We start from the raw sequence: 13,304 nt of genomic DNA, 5'->3' as shown, positions 1-13,304 counted from the left end.
CGGGCGCGTGTCGGCCGGTCCGGGCTCGGTGCCTGTGGTCCGGACCGTTGTCGGACGGGCCGGACCCGGCGTTTGTGGACGCCCGCGGCCCGGCCTGCGCCGGGCGGGTCGGACCGGGGCAGGTCGTCCGGCACGGGCCAGGCGGTTCGGGCCCGGGGCCCGGCTCAGCCGGTGTTCCGGAGGGTGCCCGCCAGGAGGCGGGCGCCCTCCGCGACCCCGCGGACCGCGGTGTCCTTCGTGGCCGGCAGCCGGTCGAGGAGACGGCTGGTGAGGCAGGTGTTCTCCGGGCGGGACGCGTAGCGGGTGCCCGCCCGGGCCGTCGGGACGACCAGGTCCGGCGGCGCGCCGAGCGTCTCGGCGATCACCGAGGCCCACGCGGCCCGGCTCACCCGGTCCGGGCCGCCCAGATGGAGCACCGGGGGCAGCGGGCCGTCGGCGCGCAGCACCGCGGCCGTCACCTCCGCCACGTCGTCCACCAGCACCGGGGTCGTCCACTGGTCCGCCGGCACCGTGACCCGCTCACCGCGCAGCAGCCGGTGGGCGCACGCGGAGTAGAAGTTGAGCCACTTGCCCGCGTCGGCGGGCTCATGGCCGTAGACGAGACTGACCCGCAGCACCACGGCGTCCGCGGTCGCGCCCAGCAGTGTCCGCTCGGCGCTCAGCTTGGCCCGGCCGTACGCGTTGGCGGGACGGACCGGGTCGTCCTCCGCGCTGGTGGCGCGGCTGCCGTCGAAGACGTTGTCGGTGGAGATCAGCACCAGCCGCGCCCCGCCGGAGCGCGCCGCGAAGTTCTCGGCCGCCGCGGTGTGCGCCGCGACCGCGGCGTCCGGATGGTCCTCGCACCAGGTGACGTCCGAGGGGCCGTGCACCAGCACCACCCGGTCCGGGCGCAGCCGCGCCAGGAGCCGGCCGCACGCCTCGCGGTCGGTGGCGTCCAGCGCGGTCCAGTCGGCGCCGCCGGCCGGCGGCACCGCGGGCCGGGTGCGGGAGGCGAGGGTGACCGTCTCGCCCGCCGAGGCGAGACGGCCGGCGATACGGGTGCCGACGAAGCCGCTGCCGACGACGAGTGTGCGCGGGGCCGCCATCACGCCTCCTGCCGGAGCTGCGGGGCGGTCCGGTCGGCCAGCAGCCGGCCGACGCCGATCAGCCCGTGGTCGTCGTCCGGACGGCCCAGCGACACCAGGGCGTCCACCGCGTCCGGGTCCAGGCCGAAGCACCCGAGGCGCACCAGTTCCCCGACCAGCAGTTCGCGGTAGCGCTCGCCGACCGCCAGGGCGAAGCCGCCCATGATGACGTACCGGCAGATCCCTATGGAGGTGAAGACCGCCCCGATCGCCTGCGCCAGATAGGTGAGGGTGCCGCGCAGCACCCCGGTCGCGAACGGGTCGCCCTCCCGGACCGCCGCCGCGATCGCCGGATTGTCCAGGGCGTCCGCGCGGCCCCCGCACAGCTCGGCGAGCCGGGACCGGGCGAAGCCCGCCGGATCCGCGGCCACCGCACGGCGGGCCGCGGCGAGCACCCCGCGCCCGGAGGCGATGCCGCCCAGATGGCCGCGCCCGCCGCAGTCGCACAGCGGCGCGTCCGGCGACGGGTCGCACACCCAGTGGCCGAGCTCGCCCCCGTGGCCGTCGGCGTCGAGCAGCACGTCACCGCCCCGGAACACCTTGTTGCCGATCCCGGAGCTGACCGTGAGCAGGCAGAACGGCTCCGCCTCGGTCGCCGCGTACCGCCAGGCCGCCGCGGTGAGGTCGTTGACGACCACCACCGGGGCGCCGATCCGCCGCGACAGCAGCTGACCCAGCGGCAGCGGGTCACCGCGCCGCCCCCACACCGTGGGCGCCGCCAGCACCAGGCCGCCCGCCGAGATCGGCCCCGCGAAGGCGACCCCGACGGCGCGGGGCACCGTGCCGCCCGAGTGCTCGGCGACCTCGTGGACGATCTGGTCCACCACCCGCTCCTGGAGCACGGCCACCGGATCGCCCGGATGCCGGGCCACGCCCTCCACCGGCACCCGGCGCACCCCGGACAGCACCGCCGTCACCGGGTCGTACGTCCCGGTGCGCAGCGTGGTGCCGCCGACGTCCAGCACGGTGAACGCGCCGTCGGCGGGCGCGTCCGCCGCCCGGACGGGGGTGAGCCGGTCAGACCCCGGAACCGTCACGGAGTTCCTCCTCGAAGACCAGGAGCCACAGCTCGTCGGCCGAGTCGTTGACCAGCCCGTGCTCGCCGCGCGGGCGGTTCACCACGACGTCGCCGGTGGTGACGCGGAACTCCACGCCGTCCCGGTACATCACCCCGCTGCCGCTGAGCACGATGTACGTCTCGCGGTCCGCGCCGTGCCGATGCCGCCCGATCGACGTGCCCGGCGGCAGCACGGCCAGGTCGACGAACTCCGCGCCCTCGCCGCCCTCGGCCCGGGAGAACACCCGGTGCGCGAGGATCGTGCCGAGCCCGCCGTGATCGTGCTCCTTGCCGGTGAACAGGTCGTTCAGGTTCGCCACGTCCGGCGGCGCGCCGCCGGCCGCCACATCGCCGGCCGCCATCTCGACGGCCGTCGCCTCGCCGGCGGTCGCGCCCCGGGCGGTCATCGCGCACCTCCCTCGGCCGCGAGGGCCCGCAGGGCCTCGCGCAGCACGTCGGCGGGCAGGTCCTCCAGCTCCGACACGAACGTCGCCTTGCCGACGCCCGTCGGGACGACGAGGTGCAGCTTGCGGCCCCGGCGCTGCCAGGACGCCTGCAACGCCTGCGTCATCAGCTCCTCGGTGCAGGTGTCGGCGTCGAAGACCGGCAGGCCGATCCGGCGCAGCAGCGTCACGATCCGCTCGCAGGTCTGCGCGTCGGCGAGACCCAGCAGCCGGGCGATGTGCGCGGACAGCGCGATGTCGACGGCGACCGCCTCACCGTGCTCCAGCCGGTGTCCGCCCGCCGTCTCGATCACCGGGCTGAAGGTGTGGCCGAAGTCGACCAGCCGGGCCAGTTCGTGCTCCCGCAGGTTCGGGCACAGCTCCTCCATCATCAGCCGCATGGAGGTGCGCAGGATGTACGTCTCCACCTCGCCGTCCGCGGCGCCGAGGAACGCGTCCGGGTGCCGCTCCAGCGTCCGGAACAGGTCGCCGTCGAGGATCACCGCCATCTTCACGATCTCCGCCAGACCGCAGCGGATCTCCCGGGGCGGCAGCGTGGCCAGCAGGGCGGGGTCGTTGATCGAGGCGTGCGCCGGGTGGTAGGCGCCGAACATGTTCTTGGAGTGCAGGGCGTTGACGCCGGTCTTCACCCCGACCCCCACGTCCACCTGCCCCACCAGGGTGGTGTTGACCTTGATGTAGCGGATGCCGCGGGCGTACATGGAGGCCGCGAAGCCCACGACGTCCGCGACGATGCCGCCACCCACCGCGAGCATCACCCCGTGGCGGTCGAGGCCGGTCGCCTTGGCGACGGCACACACCTGTTCCACGGACGCGAGGGTCTTGTTCCGTTCACCGGTCTCGATCACCTGCACGCTCCAACTGCCCGGCGTCAGCCGGGCGTCGAGGTACGCGCGCAGCCGGTCGCCGTAGAGCCGGTGCACCGTGGGGCCGATGAAGGCCACCACACGGCGCCCCGCGACGTACTCGGCGAGGAGGGGGTTGCCGGGGTCGAACACCGACTCCGTGACGTCCACGCGGTACCGCGTGCCCTCCGGTGCCAGCAGGTCGAAGCCTCCGGCGTCCTCGAGCACCCCCTCGATCCGGGCAAGGGCCTGGCCTGACATCTCTCTCCTCAATGGGTCGGTCGGCGCGGTTCATCCGCGGTGAACACACGGGCGATGGCCTGCACCCGGGGGTGGCCGGGCAGATCGTCGAGCGGGACCGGACGGCCGTCCGGGTCGGCCACGGGAAGCCGCCAGTTGGGGTGCACCGTCGCCGTGCCGGGCAGGTTCTGCGGACGGCGGTCCCCCGTCGCGTCCGGCAGCCACACCCCCAGCAGCCGCGACGGGGTGCGGGCCAGGAAGCGGTGCAGGGCCACGACCTCGCCGTCCGGGTCGGGCAGCAGGCCCTCCCGGCGCAGCTCGGCGAGCCAGCCGTCCCGTTCGGCGGCCGCCTCCTCCTTCTCCTCCGTCTCCGGGCGGGTCAGCAGCCCCAGCCGGGACCGCAGGTCGACGTGTTCGCCGCTCAGCCACGCGGCGGTCGTCGGCAGGTCGTGCGTGGTGAGCGTGGCCAGGCAGTTCGTGCGCCACTCCGCGGCGGGCAGCGGGCCGTGCCGGCCCTCGGAGCCGCCCAGGTACTCGAAGCGCTGCACGGACGTGCCGAGCACCCCGCGCGCCGCCAGTTCCTCCCGGACCCCGGCCTCGACCGTGCCGAGGTCCTCGCCGATCACCTGGACCCCGGCCCGGTGCGCCTCCAGCAGCAGCACCCCGAGCATCGCCTCCGCGTCGTAGCGGACGTAGGTCCCCTCCGACGGCGGCCGGCCCTCGGGCACCCACCACAGCCGGAACAGGCCCATGACGTGGTCGACCCGCAGGGCCCCCGAGTGCCGCATGCCGGCCCGCAGCAGCGCGGCCAGCGGCCGGTACCCCTCCGCCGCCAGCGCGTCGGGCCGCCAGGGCGGCTGGCCCCAGTCCTGGCCGTGCGGGTTGAAGTCGTCGGGCGGCGCGCCCACGCTCATCCCGTCCGCGAGACAGTGCTGGAGCGCCCACGCGTCGGCGCCCTCCGGGGCCACCCCCACCGCCAGGTCGTGGACCAGGCCGATGCCCATGCCCGCCTCCCCGGCCGCGCGCTGCGCCGCGGCGAGCTGCTCGTCGGTGATCCAGGCCAGCCAGCGGTGGAACCCGACGGCGTCCGCGAGTTCCTCGCGTGCCGCGGCCACCGCCGCCGACCGCGGGTCGCGCAGCGCGGCCGGCCAGGAACGCCAGGCCCCGCCGTGCACCTCGGCCAGCGCGCACCAGGTGGCGAAGTCGGTGAGGTCCTGTCCCTCGCGTGCGGTGAAGGCCTCGAACGCCGCCCGGCGGGCCGGGGCGAGCGGCACCGCGTGCACCAGGCGCAGCGCCTGGTGCTTCAGCGCGCGCACCGTCTCCCGGTCGATGAGCGTCTCCCCGCGCAGCACCCGGTCGTTGAGTTCCCGTGCCCGGGCGGCGCAGGAGTCCGCCAGCTCCCGGGCCGGGCCGCTCAGCTCCCGGTACTCCGGCACCGCCGCCACCCGTACGTGCATCGGGTCGGTGAACCGCCGGGAGCTCGGCCGGTACGGCGACGGGTCCGGCAGACCACCCGGCTCCATCGCGTGCAGCGGGCCGAGCTGGACGAAGCCGGCGCCCAGCGCACGGCCCGACCAGGCGGCGAGCTCGGCCAGGTCGCCGAGGTCCCCCATGCCCCAGGAACGGCGCGACAGCACCGAGTAGAGCTGGACGAGGAAGCCCCAGTCGCGCCGCTCCGGCACCGGGATGCGGTCGGGTACCGCCAGCAGTGGGGCCGACTCCTCCCGCGTCCCGGCGCGCACGTGCAGGACGTGACGGCCCGGCGGCAGCGGAGCGGACACCTCGGCCCGGCCGCCGTCCTCCAGGGCGACGTGCGCCCGCGCCCCGGGCGGCAGCGGCACCTCTGCGGGCGAACCGGCGCGCACCACGGTGCAGGGCGGCAGCAGGCGGCCCGCGGCCGGACCGTGTCCGCCGGCCAGGGCGTCGCGGGCCGCGCGCTCGTCGGCCGCGTCGACCCCGCACGCGGCCAGCACGGCGACCAGGGTGTCCGACGGGACGGTGATCCGCCGTCCCCGGTCGGTGGTGTAGTCGGTGGCGATGCCGTTGCGGCGCGCCAGTTCCCGCAGCGCGCCGTCCGGCGCGGTACCCGGCGGGGCGTGTGACGTCATGGGCGGACCTCCGGTGCGCTGAACAGGCGTTCCAGGACCGCGGCGACGCCGTCCTCGTCATGGGCGGGCGCGATCTCGTCGGCCATCGCCCGCAGCTGCGGGTGGCCGCCGGCCATGGCGACCCCGTGCCCCGCCCAGGCCAGCAGCGGGATGTCGTTGGGCATGTCGCCGAAGGCGATGGTGTCCGCGCCGGTGAAGCCCAGCATCCGGGCGGCGCGGGCGACGCCGGTGCCCTTGTCCGTGCCGGCCGGGAGGATCTCCACCATGCCCTTCACCGAGTGCACGACGGTGACCGCGTCCCCCATCACCTCCCGTGCGGTGGCGGCCAGCCGGTCCTCGTCCACCTCGGGGTGGTGCAGGATCAGCTTGTCGATCGGCGTGTTCCACAACAGGGCCGGATCGGTGGTCAGGTCCCAGCCGTGCCGGACGCGTTCGCCGAACCCGGGGGTGACCTTGAACCTGCTCTCCGGCGGCGAGGTGACGATGCCCAGCTCCACCCGGCCCAGCGCGCCCTCGACCCGGGCGACGACCTCACGGGCCAGGTCCAGGTCCAGGGGCTGCGAGGACAGCAGCCGGTCGGCGCCGGCGTCGTAGAGCTGCGCGCCCTGCCCGCACACGGCCAGTCCCCGGTAGCCGATGCTGTCGAGCAGCTGCTTGCAGGCGACCGCGGGACGCCCGGTGACCACCAGGTGGTGGGCGCCCGACGCGTGGACGAGGGCCAGCGCCCGGCGGGTGCGCTCGGAGACCGTCAGATCACTGCGCAGCAGGGTCCCGTCCAGGTCGGTGGCGACGACCCGGTAGGGCGGCGCGGGGACGGGGACGGCGTCCCAGGCGACCCGGCCCGTCCGCAGCGTGACCTGGGCGACGAGGTGACGGCCCACGGGCGGCCCGTCGAGGACGCCGGTGAAGCCTCCGGCGCCGTCGGGCACGAGGGGCATCAAGGCGGCCCCGCCGTCGGAGGGCACCGGCTCGTCGGAGGCGAGGGCCTCGGTGGCGGACTCCCGGACGGGGTCCGGCCCGGAGGGGACGGCCGCCGGGCCGCCACCGGCCCGCGCGCCTGCCGCGACGCTCGCGGGCGCCGGACCGGCGGGCGCCGGACCGGGCCCGGTCCCCACGGCCGTCGCGGCGTCCCGCGGGGCGTCCGCCCGCGGGGCCGGTGCCCGGCCCGGTCCGGTGCCGGAGGCGTCCGCGGTGTCCGTCCCGCCGGGCCGGTCCCCGGTGCCGGGGACCGGCGTGTCCCGGACGCCGCCCGGCCCGGCCGCCAGCGCCCCCGCGTCCACCGCCACGTCGACGTGGTCGGCCCCGGGATGGACGTACCGCACGTGCCAGGTGCCGTCCGCGGAACGGGTCAGCCGGCACCGCCCGGTCAGCCGGTCCGTCAGCTCGGGGCGGCCGGACAGCCGGGCGATCTCGGCGCACCGGGCGAAGTCGGCGCGCCGGTGCGCGGCCTCGAAGAGCCGCGCGTGGGCGTCGGCGCCGAGTTCGGTCACCTCGACGCCCAGCGCCCGGGCGTAGGCGGTGGCGTCACCGCGTTCCAGGGCGACCCGCTCGACACGGTCGCGGTGGTCGGTCCAGGCGGACTCGGGGAGCCGGTCCAGCCAGCCGAGCTCCAGCAGTTCCCCGACGGGCAGCGGGCCCGCCTCGTCGGCGAGGAGCCGTCCGTAGGCCGCCAGCCGTGTCTCGGCGCTGCGCGCCCAGGTGAACGAGCGGCCGGTGCGCCGGGAGTTCGCCGACAGCCGGGCGTAGGTCTCGGGTGCCGTGCGGTACACCGCCACGGCCTCCCGTATTCGCTCCGCGAGCGCCACCGCCAGGCCCGCGTCGTCGTCCCGGAACGAGCCGCGCACGGAGAAACCCGTGGCGTCGGGGTCGTCCACCGGCCGGTCGTGGCCGAAGTGGCCGGTCACCCGCTGCGCCGTCGCGATCGGCACCGCCCCGCACGCCATGGCCTCGGCCTGGGCGATCAGGAAGCCGTCCAGTTCGTACTTGGACGGGAAGACGCAGAAGTCGGCGCAGGCGGCCTCCTCGAACAGGGTGTCCTCGTCGGCCAGCCGCCAGTCCAGGCGCACCTGCCCCGGATGCCGGTCGGCGACCGCCTGGAACGCGGCGTTCGCCACGGTCGCCGAGTCGTCCGCGCCTCCCCCCGTGGAGCAGCGGATGAGGAAGCTGACGTCCGGGTCGCCGGCGAGGACGTCCTCCACGGCCCGCATCAGCTCCAGCTGCCCCTTGTGGTGCACCGCGTAGCGGGCCGCGTGGTAGAAGACGGGCCGCGACGGATCGAGGCCGAAGCCGCGCAGCACCGCGTCCCGGTCCACCGCCCCGGGATCGCGCTCCAGCCAGCTGTCGGAGACGGCGCAGCCGCCCGCCAGCAGCTTGTGCGACCGCTCGCGCAGCAGCCGCGCCACCGGCAGCGGCGCGAACAGCGGCTCCACGGGCGTGCCCTCGAACGTGCTGTAGTACCGCAGCTGGCCCGGGGAGACGTAGTCGACGAGGTCCGCGTACGCGGCGACCAGCGGGAACAGGCCCACATGGTCCGGCCCGTGCTCGACGTGCATCCGGGTTCCGGCCAGCGCCCGGGCCACCGTGGCCTCGGGGGAGTCCTCGGCGGGCGGCGGCCCGTCCAGCGCGTCCAGGCCGCCGGCGTCCACGCCGAACAGCTCCAGCAGGCGCTCCACCTGGGGCCGGTAGACCTTCTGCGTGACGGGGGCGTTGGCGGCGACCGTGCTCACCGTCCGGTACCGGGGGTCGCCGGCGAGGACGGCGGGCAGCAGGTAGTGGTAGTACGGCTCGAAGCCGTGCACCACGGCCGGTTCGCCGGACGCGTCGCCCAGCCGGTCCCGGACGAAGCGCAGTCCGTCCACCTGGAACACCAGCGACTTGAAGAAGGCCAGGTCCCGGCCCTCGGTGCCGGGCGGCGGATAGAGCCGGTCCGGCAGCAGGTCCAGGTGGGCGTTGGAGAGGAAGTAGACGTCCACCCCGTCCAGCCGCAGCAGGTGGGCGGTCGTGGTGAGCCGCAGGTCGACCGTCGGCGGCTGCTCCGGCCAGGTCTTCGGATCCAGCACCAGGGGCACCGTGTCGGTGACCCGGTAGTCCAGCTCCTGAAGGTCGAAGCGTTCGCGCAGCGCGTCCAGCCGGCCGTGCGCCGGGGTCACCAGCGACACCCGGTGGCCGCGGGCGGCGTACTCGCGGGAGAGGTTCCACACGAGGGGCGAGAGACCACCGCGCATCAGCCGGTTGTCGAACCCGCCGCACTCGAAGGAGAAGGCGATGATGTGCACCTGAGGGCTCCTCATCCGGCCCGGACGGCGCGGGCGCAGGCCGCACGCAGACCGGGCAGATCGATGAACTCGGTGTGGGTGCCGACGCTTCCGCAGACGAAGGCACCGGCGACGGACCCGGCCAGCACGCAGTCGTCCAGGGACTGCCCCTCCAGCAGGGCGTGCAGGAACGCGGTGACGAACGCGTCGCCCGCGCCGTTGGTGTCGACCACCGGCCGTTCCGGCCGCACCGCGGGGAAGTGCCGGGGCTTGTCCGCGCCCCGCTCCAGCAGGTGGCAGCCCGCCGCGCCGTCGGTGGCCACCACGAGCCGGGCCCGGCCCTCGTCGACGATCCGGTGCAGCACCTCGTCGAGCCGGCCGTGCAGGGCGGCCGCGCTGAGGAACACGTAGTCGGAGGCGAGGGCGTAGGTGAGGTGGTGGGGGTTGGCCCCGTCCCAGTCGTGCAGATCGGTGGAGCTGGTCACGCCGAGGCGGTGGATGTCCTCGTACATGTCGCGGTTGTGGCCGATGATCGACAGGTGCACATGGCGGGCCCGCTCCAGGTGCGGCAGGTAGAACGAGCGGGGCAGCCGCAGGTCCTCCGGGTGCCGGGAGTCGTAGAAGGAGAACCGGCGGCCCTGCGCGTCGACCAGGTTGATGCCGCGCGGGGTGCCGTGCGGCGACACCAGATGACTGAAGTCCAGGCCGCGCTCGGCGTAGGCGGCGAGCACGGCGTGGCCCTGCGGGTCGTCGCCGAGGAAGTCGATGAACTTGGTGCCGAGTCCGAGGGCGTGCCAGCCGAGCGCCACGCCGTTGCCGGTGTGCGCGACGTAGTCGTACACCGGCGGGACGTGCAGCGAGTCCCCCGGCGGGACCTCCAGCGTCTCGACGCGTACGACGGTGTCCACGCCGGCGCCGCCGACCACCAGGACGTCGTGGGGGGGCAGGCTCATGTGCGGGTTCCTTCCGTGACTGCGGCGGTGTCCCTGACCGCTGTGGTGTCCGGGGCGGCCGCGGCGTGCGCGACCTGCTGGACCTGTCCGTTCTCCAGGACCACCGCCGAGTCGATGTCGCTGCCCGGCGGGACGGTGACCCCGGGCAGCAGCACGCTGCGCCGGACCCGTGCGCCCGCCCCGACGCGGACACCGGGGAAGAGCACGCTGTGCTCCACCCGGCCTTCGTTGACGAGGTCCGCCGGGACCAACGACGACGTCACCCCCTGGGCATCGGCCACCCAGCCGCGGGCCACGTCGGGGCGGACCGTCCAGGGCATCCGTTCGACCGGCAGACCGGAGCGCGGACCGTCGGCGGCCAGCCTCAGGTGCGCCCGGTGGTAGCGCTCGACGGTGCCGATGTCCTCCCAGTGGCCGGCCACCTCGTAGCCGCGGATGTGCTCCCCGGCCGCGAGCATCGCCGGGATGACGTCCCGGCTGATGTCGTGCTGCCAGTCGGTGCCGTCGAGCTTCTCCAGGTAACGGCGCAGGACGGCCGCGTCGAAGACGCAGAACGCGGCGAACACCAGGTCGCTCGTCGGCTCCGCGGGCTTCTCCGTGAACTCGGTGAGCCGGCCCGCCGCGTCGAAGCGGACCATCCCGAACAGATGCACCCAGCGCCGCTCGATCCGCTGGTACGCCACGGTCAGCGCGGCCCCCGACGCCCGGTGGGCGGCGATCAGCGGCCCGTGGTCGAAGCGGTAGACGTGGTCGGCGTGCAGCACCAGCACCTGCTCGGGGTCGCCGCCGAAGACGTACTCGGCCTTGCGGATCAGCGCGTCCGCGGTGCCCCGCTCGGCCGGCCAGGTGCGCTCGGGCAGCTCCCGGGGCAGCGCGTCGCCCGCGTCCCGGTAGGCCCGGTCGTACGGCCCGAAGCGCACCCGGAAGTCCGCGCCCCGGTTCCACACCCGGTGCAGGTCGTCCATGAGCCGCCGCTCCTCGTACTGCGAGAGCAGGAGCACCTCGCCCAGGCCGGAGGCCCGCGCGTTGGCGAGACTGAAGTCGATCAGCCGGCAGGCCCCGCCGTACGGCACCAGCGGCTTCAGCCGGCCGGTGCCCAGCGGGCCCATCCGCCGGCCCTCGCCGCCCGCGAGGAGCACGGCGCGCACGGTGTGCCGCTCAGCCATGCCGCACCTCGTCCCAGGTGACCCGACCGGTGTCCAGCGTGAGCAGCAGCCGCGCGTCCGGCTCGGGCGCGGGCCCCTCGAACACGCCCGGCGCGGTGCGCTCCAGCCGCCGTACGGAGGGCACGGACCGGGGCGCCGCGCCGTCCCGGGCGGCCGGGGAGACCAGCTCCACCCGCTCGGCGTGCGGCAGCCGTACGGTCAGCACGCCGTCGGCGACGTGGTGGCGTGCGCGCAGGGCGCGCCGCAGGTCGTCCGGCACCGCTTCGGGGAAGCGGTCCGCGATCCGCTCGCAGGCCGCGAAGTCGGCCCGCTCCCAGGCGGCGTCGAAGAACCGCCGCGCGACCTCCGCGTCGACCGGCGCGAGGCGCTCGTACGCCGTGAGGTCGCCGTGGCGCAGCAGGGCCTCCTCGGTGAGCTCGTCGTCCGCCAGCAGGTCGAACCAGCCGTGCCGCAGGGCCCGTTCGGCCGGAAGGGTGGCCGGCTCGCCCTCCCAGAGCGGGCGGAACGCGGCGAGGTGCAGGTCCGCGCAGTGCTCCCAGGTGAACCGCCGGGCGACCGCGGCGGCGCGCTCGGACAGCTCGCGGTACCGCTCCGGACGCTCGGTCCACAGGGTGACCGCCTCGTGGATCCGGCCGGCCAGGGCGTCGGTGAGCAGGGTGTCGTCCTCGGCGAACGAGCGGTTCACCGCGAACCCGGTGGCGTCCGGCCCGGTCAGGGCGTGCCCGAAGTGGGCCATGCCCTGCTGGGCGGTGGCGATCGGGACGGCCCCGCAGACCATCGCCTCGCCCTGGGCGATGAGGAAGGTGTCCATCTCGAACTTGGAGGGGAACAGGCAGAAGTCGCTGGACGACGCGTACTCGAACACCCGCCGCTCGTCGACCCGTTCCGACTCCAGGTACAGGCGCCCCTTGTGCCGGTCGGCCACCTCCCGGAAGTACGGGTCGTCGAGCGGGGCGCCGGAGATGCAGCGCAGCACGAAGTTGGCGGCGAGGCCCTCGCCGAGCACCCGGTCCACCGCGCGCACCAGCTCCAGCTGGCCCTTGTGGTGCAGGGCGTAGCGCGCGTTGTGGAAGAACGTGGGCAGCGCCGGGTCCAGTCCGAGGCCGGACAGCACCTCCTCGCGGTCCACCTCCGCCGGGTCCCAGGCCAGCCACTGGTCGGAGATGGCGCAGCCGCCGACGAACATCTTGTGCGCGTTGTCGCGCACCGCGCCGGCGATGGGCAGCTCCCGGAACAGGGCCTCGAACGGCGTGTCGCGGAAGGAGGCGTAGAAGTCCAGCTGGCCGGGGGAGAGGAAGTCGACCAGGTCGGCGTGGTCGAGGATCAGCCGGTACAGGGCCACGTGGTCCGGCGGGTAGTCGTAGTGCAGATGGGTCAGCTGCTGGTACTGGCGGACCACGTCCGGCCGCTGACCGGCGGGCGGCGGGTCCAGCGGCAGGGGCAGCCCGGCGCCCAGCAGCTCCAGCAGCCGGCGCACCTTCGGGCCGTACACCTTCTTGGTGATCGGCATGTTGCTCTGCACCGTGCTGACCACCGGCTTGAGCGGGTCGTCGCGCAGCGCCGCCGGCAGCAGGTAGTGGTAGTACGGCTCGTGGGCGTGCACCAGGGTCTTCTCGTCGCCGAACCAGCGGCGCAGGAAGCGCACGCTGTCGACCTGGAAGACGAGCGGCTTGAAGAAGACCAGGTCCCGCCCCTTGGCCGAGTACGGCGGGTAGAAGGTGTCCGGGAGCCGGTTCAGGTAGTCGTTGGACAGGAAGTACAGGTCGACGCCCTCGAGCCGGATGCGGTGCGCGGTGGTGGTGAGCTCCAGCTCCGCCTCGGCGGGGAAGTCCCGCCACACGTCGGGGTCGAGCACCAGCGGCAGGGTGTAGGTGTCGGAGTAGTCCAGGTCCTCGACCTCGTACCGGCTCCGCAGGTCGTCCAGCCGGCCGTGGGCCGGGGTGACGATGGAGACCCGGTGACCGCGGGCGGCGAACGCCCGGGAGAGGTTCCACAGGTACACCGAGGTGCCGCCCTGGAGGAAGGTGTGGTCGAAACCGCAGCATTCGAAGTACGTCTCGACGATGTGCATGCGGGGTTCGGGCACGGTCACG

General features: G+C 75.0%; 9 protein-coding genes. All 9 read right to left on the bottom strand.

The annotated features are described in order from the left end of the window. Positions 1-164: 164 nt before the first annotated feature. The 9 genes from ACIP67_RS39780 to ACIP67_RS39740 are packed head-to-tail and all read right to left on the bottom strand — an operon-like array spanning position 165 to position 13,303. A complete protein-coding gene (locus ACIP67_RS39780; protein ID WP_401698743.1) occupies positions 165-1,085 on the bottom strand; it encodes an SDR family oxidoreductase in 921 nt (306 codons plus the stop codon). Continuing rightward, entirely contained in the window at positions 1,085-2,161 is a 1,077-nt protein-coding gene (locus ACIP67_RS39775; RefSeq protein ID WP_401698741.1) for an ROK family protein, read from the bottom strand. The genes ACIP67_RS39780 and ACIP67_RS39775 overlap by 1 nt, the downstream gene beginning before the upstream one ends. Continuing rightward, complete coding sequence (locus tag ACIP67_RS39770) at positions 2,142-2,588, bottom strand: cupin domain-containing protein (protein ID WP_401698738.1); 447 nt, start codon at positions 2,586-2,588, stop codon at positions 2,142-2,144. Before ACIP67_RS39770 ends, ACIP67_RS39775 begins: the two co-directional genes overlap by 20 nt. Then, positions 2,585-3,751 carry a sedoheptulose 7-phosphate cyclase gene (locus tag ACIP67_RS39765; protein ID WP_401698736.1) on the bottom strand — a complete coding sequence of 389 codons (1,167 nt, stop codon included), beginning with the start codon at positions 3,749-3,751 and terminating at the stop codon, positions 2,585-2,587. The genes ACIP67_RS39770 and ACIP67_RS39765 overlap by 4 nt, the downstream gene beginning before the upstream one ends. An 8-nt stretch (positions 3,752-3,759) precedes the next feature. Next, entirely contained in the window at positions 3,760-5,838 is a 2,079-nt protein-coding gene (gene malQ / locus ACIP67_RS39760; protein ID WP_401698734.1) for a 4-alpha-glucanotransferase, read from the bottom strand. Continuing rightward, complete coding sequence (locus ACIP67_RS39755) at positions 5,835-9,113, bottom strand: Cof-type HAD-IIB family hydrolase (protein ID WP_401698731.1); 3,279 nt, start codon at positions 9,111-9,113, stop codon at positions 5,835-5,837. The genes malQ and ACIP67_RS39755 overlap by 4 nt, the downstream gene beginning before the upstream one ends. An 11-nt stretch (positions 9,114-9,124) precedes the next feature. After that, positions 9,125-10,045, bottom strand: a complete 921-nt coding sequence (locus tag ACIP67_RS39750) for a carbohydrate kinase family protein (RefSeq protein ID WP_401698728.1) — start codon at positions 10,043-10,045, stop codon at positions 9,125-9,127. Then, positions 10,042-11,211, bottom strand: a complete 1,170-nt coding sequence (locus ACIP67_RS39745; protein WP_401698726.1) for a sugar phosphate nucleotidyltransferase — start codon at positions 11,209-11,211, stop codon at positions 10,042-10,044. Before ACIP67_RS39745 ends, ACIP67_RS39750 begins: the two co-directional genes overlap by 4 nt. Next, positions 11,204-13,303, bottom strand: a complete 2,100-nt coding sequence (locus ACIP67_RS39740; protein WP_401698723.1) for a glycosyltransferase — start codon at positions 13,301-13,303, stop codon at positions 11,204-11,206. Before ACIP67_RS39740 ends, ACIP67_RS39745 begins: the two co-directional genes overlap by 8 nt. Position 13,304: the final 1 nt, after the last annotated feature.

The organism is Streptomyces sp. NPDC088812 (genome assembly GCF_044750285.1).
Lineage (GTDB): Bacteria > Actinomycetota > Actinomycetes > Streptomycetales > Streptomycetaceae > Streptomyces.
The sequence above is the reverse complement of the archived record's forward strand: the minus strand, read 5'-3'. Positions and strand labels throughout refer to the sequence as shown.

Coding starts and splice junctions, on each gene's coding strand:
- ACIP67_RS39780 (WP_401698743.1), bottom strand. CDS start 1,085: ATGGCGGCCCCGCGCACACTCGTCGTCGGCAGCGGCTTCGTCGGCACC.
- ACIP67_RS39770 (WP_401698738.1), bottom strand. CDS start 2,588: ATGACCGCCCGGGGCGCGACCGCCGGCGAGGCGACGGCCGTCGAGATG.
- ACIP67_RS39765 (WP_401698736.1), bottom strand. CDS start 3,751: ATGTCAGGCCAGGCCCTTGCCCGGATCGAGGGGGTGCTCGAGGACGCC.
- malQ (WP_401698734.1), bottom strand. CDS start 5,838: ATGACGTCACACGCCCCGCCGGGTACCGCGCCGGACGGCGCGCTGCGG.
- ACIP67_RS39750 (WP_401698728.1), bottom strand. CDS start 10,045: ATGAGCCTGCCCCCCCACGACGTCCTGGTGGTCGGCGGCGCCGGCGTG.
- ACIP67_RS39745 (WP_401698726.1), bottom strand. CDS start 11,211: ATGGCTGAGCGGCACACCGTGCGCGCCGTGCTCCTCGCGGGCGGCGAG.